At 55.2% G+C, this 16,943-nt stretch carries 16 protein-coding genes and 1 pseudogene; 4 read left to right on the forward strand and 13 right to left on the reverse strand.

All coding sequences use genetic code 11. The annotated features are described in order from the left end of the window. Window positions 1-30: 30 nt before the first annotated feature. Window positions 31-1,020: pseudogene (pldB, locus tag OGV50_RS04765) on the reverse strand (lysophospholipase L2); the annotation flags it as partial. A gap of 111 nt (window positions 1,021-1,131) precedes the next feature. Here pldB and rhtB point away from each other — a divergent pair. Beyond that, window positions 1,132-1,752, forward strand: coding sequence for a homoserine/homoserine lactone efflux protein (gene rhtB, locus OGV50_RS04770; protein ID WP_047459975.1), 621 nt, complete (start codon window positions 1,132-1,134; stop codon window positions 1,750-1,752). Between the two features lie 42 nt (window positions 1,753-1,794). Here the strand turns inward: rhtB and rhtC are convergent, their stop codons facing one another. The 3 genes from rhtC to pldA all read right to left on the reverse strand — a co-directional run bounded on the left by rhtC (window position 1,795) and on the right by pldA (window position 5,268). After that, a complete protein-coding gene (rhtC, locus tag OGV50_RS04775; protein ID WP_012131165.1) occupies window positions 1,795-2,415 on the reverse strand; it encodes a threonine export protein RhtC in 621 nt (206 codons plus the stop codon). Between the two features lie 63 nt (window positions 2,416-2,478). Beyond that, on the reverse strand, window positions 2,479-4,308 hold the full coding sequence (recQ, locus tag OGV50_RS04780) for an ATP-dependent DNA helicase RecQ (RefSeq protein WP_012131164.1): 1,830 nt from the start codon (window positions 4,306-4,308) through the stop codon (window positions 2,479-2,481). A gap of 90 nt (window positions 4,309-4,398) precedes the next feature. Then, a complete protein-coding gene (gene pldA, locus OGV50_RS04785) occupies window positions 4,399-5,268 on the reverse strand; it encodes a phospholipase A (RefSeq protein WP_047459983.1) in 870 nt (289 codons plus the stop codon). 165 nt (window positions 5,269-5,433) lie between these two features. Here pldA and yigI point away from each other — a divergent pair, with 165 nt between their 5' ends. Further along, complete coding sequence (gene yigI, locus OGV50_RS04790; protein WP_024130101.1) at window positions 5,434-5,901, forward strand: acyl-CoA thioesterase YigI; 468 nt, start codon at window positions 5,434-5,436, stop codon at window positions 5,899-5,901. A gap of 43 nt (window positions 5,902-5,944) precedes the next feature. Beyond that, window positions 5,945-6,838, forward strand: a complete 894-nt coding sequence (gene rarD / locus OGV50_RS04795; protein ID WP_047459986.1) for an EamA family transporter RarD — start codon at window positions 5,945-5,947, stop codon at window positions 6,836-6,838. 77 nt (window positions 6,839-6,915) lie between these two features. On the opposite strand, the gene corA is transcribed toward rarD, so the two are convergent. From corA to lptM, 8 genes are all read right to left on the reverse strand, one after another. Beyond that, window positions 6,916-7,866, reverse strand: a complete 951-nt coding sequence (gene corA, locus OGV50_RS04800; protein ID WP_012131160.1) for a magnesium/cobalt transporter CorA — start codon at window positions 7,864-7,866, stop codon at window positions 6,916-6,918. A 154-nt stretch (window positions 7,867-8,020) separates the two neighbouring features. Beyond that, window positions 8,021-8,077, reverse strand: coding sequence for a YsgD/CorL family protein (ysgD, locus tag OGV50_RS04805; protein ID WP_213164972.1), 57 nt, complete (start codon window positions 8,075-8,077; stop codon window positions 8,021-8,023). Between the two features lie 148 nt (window positions 8,078-8,225). After that, on the reverse strand, window positions 8,226-10,388 hold the full coding sequence (gene uvrD / locus OGV50_RS04810) for a DNA helicase II (RefSeq protein WP_012131158.1): 2,163 nt from the start codon (window positions 10,386-10,388) through the stop codon (window positions 8,226-8,228). An 86-nt stretch (window positions 10,389-10,474) separates the two neighbouring features. Further along, window positions 10,475-11,191, reverse strand: coding sequence for a 5-amino-6-(5-phospho-D-ribitylamino)uracil phosphatase YigB (yigB, locus tag OGV50_RS04815; RefSeq protein WP_200029319.1), 717 nt, complete (start codon window positions 11,189-11,191; stop codon window positions 10,475-10,477). Beyond that, window positions 11,191-12,093, reverse strand: coding sequence for a tyrosine recombinase XerC (gene xerC / locus OGV50_RS04820; RefSeq protein ID WP_012131156.1), 903 nt, complete (start codon window positions 12,091-12,093; stop codon window positions 11,191-11,193). The genes yigB and xerC overlap by 1 nt, the downstream gene beginning before the upstream one ends. Continuing rightward, the gene (locus OGV50_RS04825; protein WP_012131155.1) at window positions 12,090-12,797 is read right to left on the reverse strand and encodes a DUF484 domain-containing protein; all 708 of its coding nucleotides are present in this window, start codon (window positions 12,795-12,797) and stop codon (window positions 12,090-12,092) included. The genes xerC and OGV50_RS04825 overlap by 4 nt, the downstream gene beginning before the upstream one ends. Further along, entirely contained in the window at window positions 12,794-13,618 is an 825-nt protein-coding gene (dapF, locus tag OGV50_RS04830; protein ID WP_024130100.1) for a diaminopimelate epimerase, read from the reverse strand. The genes OGV50_RS04825 and dapF overlap by 4 nt, the downstream gene beginning before the upstream one ends. 36 nt (window positions 13,619-13,654) lie before the next feature. Continuing rightward, a complete protein-coding gene (lptM, locus tag OGV50_RS04835; protein WP_012131153.1) occupies window positions 13,655-13,858 on the reverse strand; it encodes an LPS translocon maturation chaperone LptM in 204 nt (67 codons plus the stop codon). A 138-nt stretch (window positions 13,859-13,996) separates the two neighbouring features. On the opposite strand from lptM, the gene cyaY reads away from it, so the two are divergent. Next, window positions 13,997-14,317, forward strand: a complete 321-nt coding sequence (gene cyaY / locus OGV50_RS04840; RefSeq protein WP_047459992.1) for an iron donor protein CyaY — start codon at window positions 13,997-13,999, stop codon at window positions 14,315-14,317. A 79-nt stretch (window positions 14,318-14,396) separates the two neighbouring features. Here cyaY and cyaA read toward each other — a convergent pair whose 3' ends face one another. After that, complete coding sequence (gene cyaA, locus OGV50_RS04845) at window positions 14,397-16,943, reverse strand: class I adenylate cyclase (RefSeq protein WP_286488365.1); 2,547 nt, start codon at window positions 16,941-16,943, stop codon at window positions 14,397-14,399.

Genomic DNA, 16,943 nt, shown 5'->3' on the forward strand with positions numbered 1-16,943 from the left:
AAGGCAAAGCGGTTTCCGCTGGATGAATTAGTTATGCCTGTCGAAAAATTCGACAATGGCGTTAAGCGCGACTGAGCGCATTGCGTCCTTTTCAAAAAGGATCTCATGGTACGCGCCTTTTATGACAAGCGGTCGCTCTCCCTCTACGGGATGGCCCGCTGCGGCGCGGATTTCACAAAAACGGTCATGCGCGCGGTTATCCACCACACGCTCTTCTTCAGCCTGAACGAGTAGCACAGGGGTTGCGTCATCACCCGCCCCCGCCAGAGCCTGCTCACCCGCCAGAATACCTTCACGCACCCAGTGGTAAGTCGGCCCCCCGACGCGCAGCCGGGGTTCATCGGCATAGAAACGTAAATTGCGCCGATAGCGCTGCCGACTGTGCGTTAGCACATTCATACTAAAGGGCAGCGCTCGCCAGCGCCCGGTGCCAATGGCATACCCTTCACGGATTCGCTGATGCCCCTCGGCCCAGTCAAGAATGTGGCGCACCATCCATTCCGGTAAGCGCATCACGATACCAAACATCGGCGCGCAAAGCGCGATGGCATCACACTGGACGGCGTTGCGTTGCAGGAACAGCGTGGCGATAGCGCCCCCCATAGAGTGCGCCAGAATATAGCGTTTCCGCCACGGCCCCGATTGCACTTCCTGCTGCCAGAATGCGGTTAAGTCATCGACATAATCGTTAAAATTGACCACATGACCACGGTGCGTATCCGACAGCAAACGCCCGGAGCGCCCTTGCCCGCGGTGGTCGATGATGAGGACATCAAAACCAAGATGGAACAGGTCATACGCCAGTTCGGCATACTTTACGTAGCTTTCAATGCGACCTGGACAGATGACGATGACACGATCGTTTTTCTTTGCGTGAAAGCGGACAAAGTGTACGGGAACGTCGTCCACGCCCGTGAATTCTGCTTCTTCCCGCTGACGCCAGAAATCTGTCAGTGGCCCCATAGAAAAAGCAGCGAACGCGTTTTCTCTCGTTTCCCAGTCCTTTTGCTGCTGAAACATCGGGTATCCAGCCTCGTTTACCAGGTAAAAATCGTTTTCTTTATGATGCCTGACACAATACAGCGACAGTAGGGTATTGTGGCATAAAAACAGACAATCAGGGAGTTCCTCATGACCTTCGAATGGTGGTTCGCTTATCTGCTGACATCCATTATTTTGAGCCTTTCTCCCGGCTCCGGCGCCATCAATACCATGACCACGGCAATCAGCCACGGCTATCGCGGCGCAACGGCGTCTATTGCGGGTTTGCAGACCGGGCTTGGCATTCACATCGTACTGGTTGGCGTGGGCCTGGGGACGCTGTTTTCACGTTCCGTCGTCGCATTCGAAGTCCTGAAATGGGCAGGCGCCGCTTATCTGATCTGGCTGGGTATCCAGCAATGGCGTGCCGCAGGCGCCATCGATCTCAACACACTGGCGCACGCGCAGTCCCGAAGCCGTCTGTTCAGGCGCGCGGTATTTGTAAACCTGACCAACCCAAAGAGCATTGTTTTCCTCGCCGCGCTATTTCCGCAGTTTATCAAGCCGCAGGAGCCGCAGCTGATGCAGTACGTCGTGCTCGGCATCACAACCATTGTCGTTGATATCATTGTGATGATCGGTTACGCGACGCTGGCAACACGTATCGCAGGCTGGATTAAAGGGCCGAAGCAAATGAAGGCGTTGAATAAGGTATTTGGTTCGCTGTTTATGCTGGTGGGTGCGCTGCTGGCGTCCGCAAGGCATGCCTGAGAAATTGCCGGATGGCGCTAACGCTTATCCGGCCTACGATAATTAACGCGAAATAATCAGGTGAATGCCGAAACCGGCAAACAACGCACCGGCAAAACCGTCGATCCACTTCGCCAGACGCTGATAACCGCGACGCATTTTCGGTAGCGCGAACAGGCTGGCGACTACGGTAAACCAGGCCAGCGTTTCCACGATAATCAACGCGAAAATGCCCCAGCGCGCGGCTACGCCGACGTTATCGCCAACGAACAGTGAAAAGACCGATCCGAAATAGATGATCGCTTTCGGGTTCGCCAGGTTCGTCAGCAAACCTTTCACAAAGCTACGACCGCTTTGCGCCAGTTCAATCTGCGGCGCAGGCGCGGCGACGTCCTGTTTTTTCAGCGCGCCACGCAGCATCTGATAGCCCATCCAGCACAGGTACAAACCACCACCCACCATAATGATGGTATGCAGCCAGGCCATTTTCTCGATAATCAGATGCAGGCCGAGCAACGCAACGCCCGCCCAAACCATGACGCCGCAGGTAATGCCCAGCACGCCCATCATCGCTTCCTTGCGCGAGCGGCTCACGGCGGTTTGAGAGACAAAGAAAAAGTCCGGTCCAGGACTCATTAACGCAACGATATGCACCATCGCTACGGTGAGAAATAGCATCAACATAAAAATGACTCGCGGGGGAATAGTTTACCGAGTCACCATCCTGGCACTTTTTTACCTGGCTGACTACTCTTCGTCGTCACCATCGACATGCGCGCGGATCAGCGCCATAAACTCTTTACCGAAACGCTCCAGCTTGCGCATGCCGACGCCGTTAACGCTCAGCATTTCGCTCGGCGAAACCGGCATCTGTTCGGCCATTTCAATCAGCGTCGCATCGTTAAAGACGACATACGGCGGGATATTCTCTTCATCGGCAATGGCCTTACGCAATTTGCGCAGTTTGGCGAACAGTTTGCGATCGTAATTGCCGCCGAAGGATTTCTGCATCACTCGCGGCTTCAACGCGACGATACGCGGCACGGCAAGCTGCAACGGCACTTCGCCACGCAGCACCGGACGCGCCGCTTCGGTTAACTGCAACGCCGAATGTTGGGCAATATTCTGCGTAACCATACCCAGATGAATAAGCTGACGAATCACGCTGACCCAGTGCTCATGGCTCTGATCGCGACCAATGCCGTACACCGGCAATTTGTCATGAGCTAAATCGCGGATACGCTGATTGTTCGCGCCGCGCAATACTTCCACCACATAGCCCATACCAAAACGCTGATTAACGCGATAAATCGTCGACAGGGCTTTACGCGCATCCATCAGGCCGTCGTACTGTTTTGGCGGGTCGAGGCAAATATCGCAGTTGCCGCAGGGTTCCTGCCGACCTTCGCCAAAGTAGTTCAGCAGCACCAGACGACGACAGGTCTGCGCTTCGGCAAACGCCCCCATCGCGTTCAGCTTATGCCGTTCAATATCCTGTAGCTGCCCGGCGGGTTTCTCCTCCAGACAGCGGCGCAGCCACGCCATATCAGCCGGATCGTAGAACAGCATCGCCTCTGCGGGCAGGCCGTCACGCCCGGCGCGGCCGGTTTCCTGATAGTAGGATTCAATATTGCGGGGAATATCAAAATGCACCACAAAACGCACGTTAGGTTTGTTAATGCCCATACCAAATGCGACGGTCGCCACGACGATTTGCAGATCGTCGCGCTGGAACTTCTCCTGCACATCGGCGCGCACGTTATTTTCCAGACCGGCATGATACGCCGCCGCGCTGATGCCGCGACTTTGCAGACGTGCGGCGGTGTCCTCCACCTTCGCCCGGCTGTTACAGTAGATGATACCGGACTTGCCGCGCTGTTCCTGCACATAGCGCATCAGCTGATCGAGCGGCTTAAATTTCTCCATCAGCATGTAGCGAATGTTCGGACGGTCAAAGCTGCTGATCTGGATTAACGGATCGTTCAGCCCCAGCAGGCGAACAATATCCAGTCGGGTGGTGTCATCTGCGGTGGCGGTCAACGCCATAAACGGCAGGGAAGGAAAACGCTGGCGGAGCTGACCGAGCGCGGCGTATTCCGGGCGGAAGTCATGCCCCCACTGCGAGATACAGTGCGCTTCATCGACGGCCAGTAAGACCGGGTTCCAGTGCGCCAGATGCTCAAGGAAGTTATCCAGCATCAGGCGCTCCGGCGCAATATACAGCAGGCGAACCTGCCCGGTTCGGCAACCGGCCATCACCTCATGCTGCTGTTCACGGCTCTGCGTCGAGTTCAGGCACGCCGCCGCCACGCCGTTTGCCAGCAACTGGTCGACCTGATCTTTCATCAGGGAGATAAGCGGCGAAACGACAACGGTGAGTCCGTTAAGCAGTAAGGCTGGAATCTGGTAACACAGGGATTTGCCGCCGCCGGTCGGCATGACGACCAGGCAATCACGACCCGAGACGACCGTCTCAATGATCTCTTCCTGGCCTGGGCGAAACTGTTGGTAGCCAAAGGTTTCCTGTAAAACCTGTTTAGCCCCCAATTCCAGATTCAACACTTCCGCCTGCGCCACATTAACCCCGTTTGCCTGAAATAAAAACAGGCGCTATTTTCAGCGCCTGCGAAAGAAACTGCAATGTTTTAAACACAATCATTGCGCAGATCAGAATATGTCATTCAGCATAACACCCACGCCGACACGCGTCTGATTAAAGTTATAGTCGATTAACGATTCGCCATAGCCACTGTATACCTGGGTATAGAGACGCACATGTTTCGTCATCGGGTAACTTAACCCCACTTCCGCCCCGCCGTAACCGGTATTCCAGTTGTACTGGCCCTTCGCACTCAGCACCGCATCTCCCAGGTGATAGCCGATTTTAAGCTGATAGTAGCCCATATATTTAGTGATATCGGGGTTATCGCCGGTGCCGCCAACGACGTACCACGGTTTCACTTCCATCAGCCAGTTACCGTTTTGCGCCATCAGACGCGTATACAGGCGGTTCCAGCTCCGCGAAGTCGGATCGGAACGCCCGTTGGAGTTATGGTTATACCCCATCTCCACATCGCGCAGCGTCCAGCCTGCAAAGTGGTAATCCGTGGCAAAGCCGAGGAACAACTGCGGTTCGTAGTTAGTCTCACGAAACGGCGAGGACTCTTCGCTGTTGGACAACTGCCACCAGGATTTCTGCGTGTACGACGCCCCCAGCACCGAGTTTGGCCCAACAATCCCACGCCAGAACGGGAAGGCCAGGCTCAGCTGAAACTTCACTTCGTCTTTGCGCGCGTTTTCAGACCAGTTATAAGAGCTGATCGCTTCTTTGTTCAGATCGCTGGTATTGGTGTAGATCAGGTAGTTCGTATCATAAGGATAAAGCGTGAAGGGATTATCATGCACCTGCAACATGTTTGCGATAATACTGCCCTGTACCGCAGGCGCGTCATGAATTTCTTTCACTGTCGCTTCCTGCGCATATACAGCCAATGGCATCATTGCTGCTGGTAATAACCAACCCAAAATCGCCCGCATCGGTCGTGTTCTCCTGAACGCAATAAGTGTTGAATGGTATAATTATCTGCCAGCCATTCTACATACTTACTTAATCCCTGTTTAGTTATCCTCTCTTAAAGTAGAAAACAACAAATAAGAAGCATAATATCAACATTTCATTAACCAATGGAGTGTCTGGATCGTATGTCTTCCGTACTTACCGCTGAGCAGGCCCTGAAACTGGTGGGCGAGATGTTTGTTTACCATATGCCTTTTAACCGGGCATTAGGACTGGAGCTGGAACGCTATGAAAAGGAGTTTGCCCAACTGGCCTTTAACAATCAGCCGATGATGGTAGGCAACTGGGCGCAAAGTATTTTACACGGCGGAGTGATCGCCTCCGCGCTGGACGTCGCCGCCGGACTGGTGTGCGTGGGCAGCACGCTGACCCGCCATGAGACCATCAGCGAAGACGAGCTACGCCAGCGCATGTCGCGTATGGGAACTATCGATCTGCGCGTTGACTACCTGCGCCCGGGCAGAGGCAACCGCTTTACCGCCACCAGCAGCCTGTTGCGCGCGGGCAATAAAGTTGCTGTGGCGCGTGTGGAACTGCACAACGAAGAACAGCTTTACATTGCCAGTGCGACCGCAACTTATATGGTGGGATAAAAACAGGTAAACTGTTGTTACATTTCTGATATGAGTTTTCCCGATGGATGCTAAGCAAACGCGGCAGGGCGTGTTACTCGCTCTTGCCGCCTATTTTATTTGGGGCATCGCACCCGCGTACTTCAAACTGATTTACTACGTGCCCGCAGACGAGATCCTGACGCACCGCGTGATCTGGTCATTTTTCTTTATGATCGCGCTGATGAGCATCAGCCGCCAGTGGTCTGGCGTTAAAACACTGCTGCAAACGCCGAAGAAAATTTTCATGCTGGCGCTGTCAGCCGTGCTGATCGGTGGAAACTGGCTGCTCTTTATCTGGGCGGTCAATAACCACCATATGCTGGAAGCCAGCCTCGGGTATTTTATTAACCCGCTGGTTAACATTCTGCTGGGAATGCTGTTCCTCGGCGAGCGCTTCCGTCGTATGCAGTGGCTGGCGGTGATTCTGGCGGCCTGCGGCGTACTGGTGCAGCTCTGGACCTTCGGCTCTCTGCCGGTCATCGCACTGGGGCTGGCGTTTAGCTTTGCGTTTTACGGCCTGGTACGTAAGAAGATTGCGGTTGAAGCACAAACGGGGATGCTGATCGAAACGCTGTGGCTATTGCCGGTCGCCGCGATTTATCTGTTTGGCATCGCGGATAGCCCAACCAGCCATATGGGGCAGAATCCGCTGTCACTGAATCTGTTGCTGATTGCGGCAGGTATCGTCACCACGGTACCGCTGCTGTGCTTTACCGGGGCGGCGACGCGCCTGCGCCTCTCCACGCTGGGTTTTTTCCAGTACATTGGCCCAACCCTGATGTTCCTGCTGGCCGTGACGTTCTATGGAGAAATACCGGGCGCCGATAAGATGGTGACGTTTGCCTTTATTTGGGTGGCGCTGGCGATTTTTGTGATGGATGCGATTTATACACAAAGACGCAAAGTTCGAGGATAAAAGCGTGCCGATGGCGCGTCGCTTATCCGGCCTACGGATCAGTAGGCCCGGTAAGCGACGCACCACCGGGCGCAATATTACAGCCAGTTCTTACGCTTGAAGTACAAATACGGCGCCAGACCCGCAAGGATCATAAAGATAATCGCGCCAGGGTAACCAAAGCTCCACTTCAGCTCCGGCATAAACTCAAAGTTCATCCCATAGCTGGACGCCACCAGCGTCGGCGGCAGGAACACCACGGATACCACCGAGAAGATCTTGATAATGCGGTTCTGCTCGATGTTGATGAAGCCCATCGCCGCCTGCATCAGGAAGTTCACCTTCTGGAACAGGGATTCGTTGTGCGGCAGCAGGGACTCGATATCGCGCAGAATCTCACGCGCCTGCTCCAGTTGCCCCCCCGGAAGACGCGCCTTGCGCACCAGGAAGTTAAGCGCGCGCTGGGTATCCATCAGACATAAGCGAACTTTCCAGCCGATATCTTCCAGCTCTGCCAGCGTGGAGAGCGCTTCGTCATATTCATCGCCCTGATGCCCTTCCATGATCACGCGGCTTAGTTCTTCCAGATCGCTGTAGATGTTTTCAATTTCATCCGCCAGCTGTTCGATTTTGGTTTCAAACAGGTCGAGCAGTAATTCATAGGCATTGCCGTCCACCATCGCCTGGTTACGGGCGCGCATACGGTACAAGCGGAAAGCGGGCAGTTCGCGCTCACGCAGCGTAAACAGGCGGCCATCGCGAATGGTGAATGCTACCGTGGAGTTACCGGCGTGGTCTTCCGCATCTTCGAAAAAGAAAAAGGAGTGGATGTGCAGCCCGTCTTCGTCTTCAAAGAAACGCGCGGATGCTTCGATGTCTTCCAGTTCAGGACGTGTCGCCAGGCTTTGGCCCAGTTCAGATTGTACGCGCAGTCGCTCGTCGTCGTCCGGTTCGACCAAATCGACCCATACGGCATCAATCAGGGTTTGTGACTCTTCGACTTCCAGCCGGGTCAGTCGATTATTTTCCAGTTGAAATGCGCTCAGCATGACCGGGACTCCCAATGCTTAAAAATATCGGACAGTTCGGGTGGGCACACAGAAACAAATTGGGTTTCAGACCATTAAACAGCCTGACTCAGCGCGACGGGAAAAAGAGAAGGTCGCTGACAACCGCTAAGGCTATCAGCAAAAAGGGATAGCCTTAGGAGTTGATCCTGAATGACAGGATAATGAGCCAGCATCTACTGGGTGTGTCCAAGGCGAATGTCCTCTTAGCGTAATCGTGCGCGCATGTTACGCCAGCAAAAATTTGACGTCAACACGCAACGAAACGCTGAAGAACAATTATTGCCCTTCAGCGTATAAGGCTAGCAGATTATTACAAAATAATGATATTTTTCTGAAAGTTACGCATTTTCGAATTGAACATAAGAAGCAACAAACCATTTAATGCCCTGCCCCTGAAACGCGATTTGCAACCGGGTATGTTCACCGCTGCCTTCCAGATTGACGATCGTGCCTTCACCGAATTTCGGGTGACGCACGCGCTGTCCCAGCTTGTACCCGGTGTCGTTTTCCGCCATCGGGGTTCCCATCCGCTGGTGACTCACCGGACGACTGACCGTGGCACGCAGCCGCACTTCTTCCACACAGTCTTCCGGCAATTCGCCGATAAAGCGCGACGGGCGGTGGTAGACCTCTTTGCCATACAGACGGCGAGTTTCCGCATAGGTCAACGTCAGCTTCTGCATCGCGCGGGTTACGCCGACGTAGGCCAGGCGACGCTCTTCTTCAAGGCGCCCGCCTTCATCCAGCGACATCTGGCTGGGGAACATCCCCTCTTCCATGCCGACGATGAACACCTGAGGAAACTCCAGCCCTTTCGCCGAGTGCAAGGTCATCAGTTGAACCGCATCCTGCCACGTATCCGCCTGCCCTTCGCCCGCTTCCAGCGCGGCGTGAGAGAGAAACGCCTGCAACGGCATCAGGTCTTCATCTTCTTCGTTGTAGCTGAACTGGCGCGTCGCCGTCACCAGTTCTTCTAAGTTCTCAATACGCGTCTGGCCTTTCTCGCCTTTTTCCTGCTCGTACATCATGCGCAGACCCGAGTCTTTAATCACCCGATCGGTCTGAACATGCAGCGGCATATCTGCCGTCTCCTGCGCCAGCGCGTCAATTAGCTCGATAAAGCGTTGCAGGGCGCTTGCGGCGCGGCCAGCCAGCGCTTTCTCCTGCAACAGCTCGCGGCACGCCTGCCACAAGGTTAACTGACGGTCGCGCGAGGTCTGGCGCACAACGTCCAGCGTGCGATCGCCAATACCGCGCGTCGGGGTGTTCACCACGCGCTCAAACGCCGCATCATCATTACGATTGGCGATCAGGCGCAGATAGGAGAGCGCATCTTTAATTTCCTGACGTTCGAAGAAGCGCATACCGCCATAAATACGGTACGGCATACTGGCCTGCAACAGCGCCTCTTCCAGCACGCGCGACTGGGCGTTGCTGCGATAGAGAATGGCGCACTGTTCCAGCGCCCCGCCGTTGTCCTGCCAGGTTTTGATGCGGTTAACGACAAAACGCGCTTCATCCAGCTCATTAAACGCGCAATAGAGTGAAATCGGTTCGCCATCAATGCCATCGGTCCACAGCTTTTTCCCCAGACGGCCATTGTTGTTTTCAATCAGGGTATTCGCCGCACTGAGGATGTTGCTGGTCGAGCGGTAATTCTGCTCCAGACGAATGGTTTCCGCGCCCGGGAAATCCTTGAGGAAACGCTGGATGTTCTCTACCTGCGCTCCACGCCAGCCGTAAATAGACTGGTCATCATCGCCGACGATCATCACTTTGCCGGTATCGCCTGCCAGCAGACGGATCCACGCGTACTGGATGTTGTTGGTATCCTGGAATTCGTCCACCAGGATATTGGTAAAACGTTCGCGGTAGTGCTGAAGGATATGCGGCTTGTTGAGCCACAGTTCATGCGCGCGCAGCAGCAGTTCGGCAAAGTCCACCAGCCCTGCGCGATCGCACGCTTCCTGATAGGCCTGGTAAACCTTCTGCCAGGTCTGCTCCACCGGGTTGCCGTAGCTCTGAATATGGTGCGGACGCAGCCCTTCGTCTTTCTGGCTGTTGATGTACCACATCGCCTGGCGCGGCGGCCACTGCTTCTCGTCAAGGTTCATCGCTTTAATAAGGCGCTTGAGCAGGCGCAGCTGATCTTCGCTGTCGAGGATCTGGAAATCCTGCGGCAGGTTGGCGTCCATATGGTGCGCGCGCAGCAGACGGTGCGCCAGACCGTGGAAGGTGCCGACCCACATCCCGCCCTGCGTGGTTCCCATTAACTGACCGATACGGTGGCGCATTTCCGCCGCCGCCTTATTGGTGAAGGTAACGGCCATAATGGAATAGGGTGAATTATTCTCTACGCTCAACAGCCAGGCGATACGGTGCACCAGCACGCGAGTTTTGCCGCTCCCCGCTCCCGCCAGCACCAGCATGTTGCTACGTGGCGCAGCCACCGCTTCGCGCTGTTTATCATTAAGGCTTTCGAGCAGGTAAGAAACGTCCATTGGCACCGCCGCGTAAAAGTGTGTTGGGCGGATAAGCGCAGCGCCATCCGCCAAAAAGCTGGGTATATATACAATACTGCTGGTGATTATATCAGCGAGGTCAAAGATGCCAACCGTGAAATTTCGATATGCGGCAGTAAACGGCTGTCAGTGGTCTGCATCAGGTCGGCATTTTCCGGTTTGATCCAGCAGGCCTGCATTCCACAGCGGATCGCCCCGGCGACATCGGTCGTCAGATCGTCGCCGACATGGAGGATCTCGCCGATCGGCATGTTGAGCTTCTCCGCCGCCAGAGAGTACATGTCGCTGAACGGTTTAGAACGCCCGTCCGGGCCTGCGCGCAGCACAAATTCGAAGTAATCGCCCAGCCCAAACAGTTCCGGCTGCGCATTGCCGTTAGTAATGGCCACCAGCGGCCATTTTTTGGCAAGCCGCTTCAGCGTGTCATGCGTCACTTGTGGAACATCGATACGGCTGCGCCACTTTGCGAAATTGATCATCGCGGCGTTCGCCCCCGCCATTGCCTCTTCCGCCGACAGGCCTGCTTCCAGCATGGCGCGCTCCACGGCGCGATGACGCCATCGCGTCACATCATGATAAATTTCCGGCTCTGCTTCGCGTACCGCCTGACGCAGGCGATACAGGTCGGCATTCTGCAATGTACACAGCGCAGGATGGTAGTTTTGCACAAAGGTGAGCGCTTCCTGCTCGGTGCGCAGGATAACCGGACGGTTATCATAAAGGGTGTCATCCAGATCGAACGTGAGTGCTGAGATGTGTCCCAAAGGCCGGTAAAAACGCATTATTTCCCCCGTTTGGCGCGTGGATGCGCCGCATCGTACACCGAGGCCAGGTGTTGAAAATCAAGATGAGTATAGATTTGCGTGGTAGACAAATTGGCATGGCCTAACAGCTCCTGCACGCCGCGCAGGTCGCCGCTCGACTCCAGCATATGGGTCGCGAACGAGTGACGCAGTTTATGCGGATGGACATGGCTGTTCAGCCCTTGCTTAATGCCCCACTCCGCAAACCGTTTTTGTACATTGCGCGCGGAGATCCGTTTCCCGAGCTTTGAGAGAAACAGCGCATCGTCATCGCTGCCGAACAGGCCGCGCAGATCCAGCCAATGCTCAATCCACGCCACCGCATTGCGGCCAATGGGCAGACGCCGTTCTTTGCTGCCCTTCCCCATCACCCACACTTCGCCCGTATCGAGATCGAGGTGTTTGATGTCTAACCCCACCAGTTCAGACAAACGCAACCCCGCGCCATACATCACCTCCAGCATCGCCCGATCGCGCACGGCAAGCGGATCGTTGAGGTCGATATCCAGCAGGCGGTTGATATCATCCACGTCGATATTTTTCGGCAGGTGACGAGGCGCTTTCGGCGCAGAGACGCCTTTCGCCGGATTAGCGTTGAGTTCACCCTGGCTCACCAGCCAGTCAAAGAAACTGCGTAAAGCAGAGAGGCGCAACGCCAGGCTGGCGGGCCCTAACCCTTTACGGCGGCTGCGTACCGCGAAAGCGCGCACCATCGCAGCGTCACATTGTTGCCAGCTTTGCAGACCGGTTTCTCCGGCTAAAGCGATAATGGCATCAAGCTGACGCTGATAGTTCAGTAGCGTAATGGGGCTAAGTTGCCGTTCTACGCCCAGGTAACGCAAGAAGCGCGCAACGTCCTGAGAAAGCGATAATTCGGTCATACACGTTCAATCCAGCGCTCCAGCAGTTCCGGCAACATCAAGGCGATTTCTTGCAGTAACTGTGTCCCCTGCCCCTGCTGGTAATGATGCACATCGCGGCTACTGAAGAGTATGACCCCCAGATCGCCATCACGCCCCAGCATCGACATCGCCACCGAGCCAATCGCTTTGGCTTCAGGCAGCACCACCAGCAGTTCCGGGCCATTCAATGGGCCAAGATAGTGTTGCGCCTGCCCCAGACGCTGGATACGCAGCGGTTCAAAGGCCTGACGGCTTAACGCCAGATGGGTATGATTCGACGGCGCGCCGAGTCGCCAGCGATCGGGAAACAGCCGGATGGTCGCGCCCGCCAGCCCCAGCTCCCGCGCCCAGCGATGAAAACGCATCAGCATTTCATCCAGGCTACTGGCGGAAACCAGCCGTCCCTGCAAATGCAGCAGACGGTAGAACAGGCTTTCGTTGGCATTCGCCTGTTCCATTAGCAGCGTCATATTCTCTTCAAGAACATGGATATGATTCCGGGCGCGGGCCATGTGCCACTCAACAAGCGACACCGTCCCCCGCACGGGATGCGGAACGCGCATCGCCTCAACGGCGCGCGCATTACGGATAAAAAACTCAGGGTTACGCAGTAGATAATCGACGACCGCCCGGTCGTCCAGTTCCATCTGTGTTTCCTGTAGTTCTTCCCCTGGTTGCTTCATAGATGAATAAATCCGTCGTAGACATGTGCCGCCGGGCCAGTCATATACAACGGATGACCCGGGCCTTTCCAGGCGATATCAAGGCGACCGCCAGGTAATTCCACGCGTACTTCTTCTGCCAGCAAACCCTGCTGAATGCCCACCGCAACGGCGGCGCATGCGCCGCTGCCGCAGGCCTGAGTTTCTCCTGCCCCACGTTCATAAACGCGTAATCGGATATGCTCGCGCTTCACAACCTGCATAAACCCAATATTCGCTCGTTCTGGAAAACGTTCATGGCTTTCCAGAACCGGTCCCAGCGTTTCGACTGCCGCCGTGTCGATATTATCGACCTGAATCACGCAGTGCGGGTTCCCCATTGAAACCACGCCGCACAATATTGTCTGCTCGGCCGCTCGCATAATATAGGTCTTTTCCGCTTTGTTGGCGCGAAAAGGAACCTGCGCGGGTTCAAAGTTTGGCTCACCCATGTTCACCCGCACCAGCTCATCATCAGTGACGCTCAGCACCATCCGGCCATTGGCCGTGCTGACGCGGATATCGCGCTTATTGGTCAGCCCTTTCAGACGCACAAACCGCGCAAAGCAGCGGGCGCCGTTACCGCACTGCGACACTTCGCTGCCATCGGCGTTGAAGATGCGGTAATGAAAATCCAGTTCAGGATCGTAAGGAGGCTCGACAACCAGAAGCTGGTCGAACCCCACGCCCAGATGCCTGTCTGACAGGCGGCGGATCAACTCCGGCGAGAAAAAGACATTCTGCGTTACCGCGTCGACGACCATAAAATCGTTGCCAAGGCCATGCATTTTAGAGAATTGCATCATTCACTCCATTTACGCGGGGACAGAAACGTACCGTCAATAGTTCACCTGAGAAGGGCCGTCTCCCGTAGCGCGATCGTTTTGATCGGGCGTCGTCGATTGGATTTGCGAATCAACCTCATGCGTCGGCGGCGGCGCGTTTTTGTCAGCAGGTGGAAAATAGAGCGGGCCTTTCAGACCGCAGCCGGTCAGGCTGAACAGAGTGAGAAGTACAGCGAGTGCCTGAAACACATTTTTCATTATGGATTGCCTGTAAGTTCATGCTTTCTGTTTTCTATCATCGCAGGAGAAGACGTAAAAGCAAGAGTTGGCTGAAAACTGCATCATGAATTCTTCCAGGTTATACTGCCGCCATCACGTAAAAAACGGGAAACAACAATGAACGACAGTGAATTTCATCGCCTCGCAGACACCCTGTGGATGACCATTGAAGAACGTCTGGACGACTGGGACGGCGACAGCGATATCGACTGCGAAATCAACGGCGGCGTGCTAACCATTACCTTTGAGAACGGCAGCAAAATCATCATCAACCGTCAGGAGCCGCTGCACCAGGTATGGCTGGCGACCAAACAGGGCGGCTACCATTTTGACCTGAAAGGCGACGAATGGATTTGCGATCGCAGCGGCGAAACCTTCTGGGATCTGCTGGAGCAGGCCGCGACACAACAGGCTGGAGAAGCGGTGAGCTTCCGCTAAGTTTTATTGCCGGATGGCGCTACGCTTATCCGGCCTACATATCTCGCGTCATTTGTAACACCGCCATCCGGCATCATGTTCACGAGAAATACTGCTGCAACAGCGGCGCGTCGTTGTCCTGGTTTGCCGGTGGCACGGCGCTGATGGGCTGGGTACGGAACGGAATGACCTGCTCGCGACCATCGGTATTCACAATCTGGTAGAACTGCGGCAGGTTGAAGTTGATGAAGCTGGAGCCGTAGGTGAAGCGATCGTGCGACGACGAATAGAAGCGGCTCACGTCGCGTACCAGCTCTTCTTTGCTGCCTTCGCAGTGGTGATACACTTCCGCTCGGTTACTCTCGTCCAGAATATAAATATTAAAGCCTTTCTCATCACCGGTTTCTTCAAAGAAGAACTGGATGATCCCTTCGCTGGCGAACCCATCCACCACCGACGGTAATTTCACATGGTTGGTCTCAACCTGAACGGAAAGTCCGTGAAGTTTGTTGTGCGAAATCGCGCCGTAAAACTCAATGGCGTTTTCCAGTTTCTGCACCGAAACATTCAGGCGCTCGAAGAACAGCCCCCAGGTTTGGCCCGAAACGCGCAGCGCTTTAAAACGTCCGGTTTCCTGACGGGTGCTGGAGAGGCGCAGTTCAATGCACTCGGAGACCAGTTGCTGTACGCGGGTGCGGATCAGGCCGCGCAGATGCTGGCTATAGCAGAACACTTCCACGCTGTCCGGCGGCGCGGCATCCTGGTGCATTTTGCCGAGAATCGTTTTCAGCGCTTCAATCATCGCCTGTTCGCCGTTGAAGTGCAGGGTACGCACTTCGTTCCACGAGTTGCGATACAACAGGTCGACACTGCCGACCAGGCAGTTTTGCTCTTCGCCAAAGCTGAAGACATCCAGCTTACGGAAATCAAAATGCACCACCTGATTGCGGAACGCCGCCGTCGGGTCATATTCAAGGTTAACGATGATCGCCAGATGGCGAATTTCACACGGACTGTAGAGCGCTTTCGGCGTTGGCGCAGGCAAACGCAGCGGGAAATGGTGCGACACATCGGCCACCATCTCCTGCAACTTAGGCAGGTCCACAATGCCGTTGCCCTTAATAAACAGGTGGGTACGCGACGTCAGCAAACCGTTAAACCAGGCCCACGCCACCAGTTTGTTCAGGTAGCGGTTATATTCCAACGGCTGATGGCTGATGATCGAATCCATGTTCGGCGCACGGTTGTAGAGATACCAGCCAGAACGGTTGGCCCGGCCCGGCGGCACATGGATAAAGGTCAGGTTCGGTTCGGAGAGATCCGGTGAAATCTGCGGGTTCACCAGCGTCACTTTGCCCGGCAAGGCTTCAAATGCGGCATACAGTTTACGCGTCAGCACGCCAATATCCTGCGGGCTGGCGCTAACGCTGAGATTGTTACGGCGGGCAAAACGGATCAGATTACGATAGCTCTGCATCATGGCGTCGAGCAGTTCGTTATGCGCTTCGCGTACCTGATCGATCTTCCAGTTCGCCCGGTTGTCGAGCATTGTCAGACGGGCGTCGTCCCATCCCCACTCGTTCACTAACTGACTTAACACTTCACGACGCCAGCCAACACAGGCGCGTTCGCGGCTCAGTTTCTCACACACTTTTAAGTAGAAACATCGACGGACTAAATCAAGACGCGTCGGATCTTCAATAGCCGTGAGGTATTCGGTCACGCGTTCCAGCATCATGCAATACGGGTCGAGACCAAACGAAACGATCTCGCCGTCATGCAGGCGCTGTTTAATGTCTTTCGCCAACAGGCGCGGATTGGGATATTCCCAGGAGTAGGCTTCCAGCAGCAGCGTTTTCAGCACCGCTTTGTACGGGGAATCGATACTCTTGTACAACTGCCAGAGGCTGGCGCCAAAGTACTCTTCGGCGGAGAGCGAGCTTAATCCGCCCAGATCCAGCCATTCGTTTGGCGTGAGGACACCCTGCGCGTAAAGCGTCATGACGTAGTCGTCGTAATGCTCTTCTTCGTCGCACGGCACCATATTCCACAGAATACGCTTACCGGCCAGACGCACAGCGGTGCGATAAAATTCGTCGAGCAGCAGGATGTGCTGCGTCGAGCCGCAGTCTTCACCACCCAGACTGCCGCTTTCATTATGGCGGAAACGGTTTTCGTCGATCAGGAAGAAGCTGACTTCCACGCCCAGCGAAGCGGCCCAGCTTTCCAGCAGGCTGCATTTACGTTGCAGCAACTGGCGCTCTTCGCTATCAAGCCAGGACTGGTGGCAGACCCAGATATCCAGGTCAGAAGAACAGCTTTGCCCTACTGAAGATGTACTGCCCATTGAGTACACGCCGGTGATCGGCAGCTCGCCTTTCGGCGAGTCCTGCGGGGACATACCCCGGTACAGTTCAAGTTCATTCAGGTAGTGGCGTTGGGTTTCATCAGGCGTGTAAAAGCATATGCCCTTGGGAACGTTACCGTCGAGGTAACCCGGCATCAGCGGATTATGGTAGTGCAATAATGTCGGCAGCAGACTGTATACCTGCTGGAAGGCAGGGCCCATGGCAGCAAGCGCGCGATCCACACGCAATTGATTGATGGCATCCAGTCTCTGTTTCAAAGTCTCAATATAGAGGTACAA

It is taken from the genome of Citrobacter sp. CK180, assembly GCF_030333655.1.
In the GTDB taxonomy this organism is placed as follows: Bacteria; Pseudomonadota; Gammaproteobacteria; order Enterobacterales; family Enterobacteriaceae; genus Citrobacter_B; species Citrobacter_B koseri.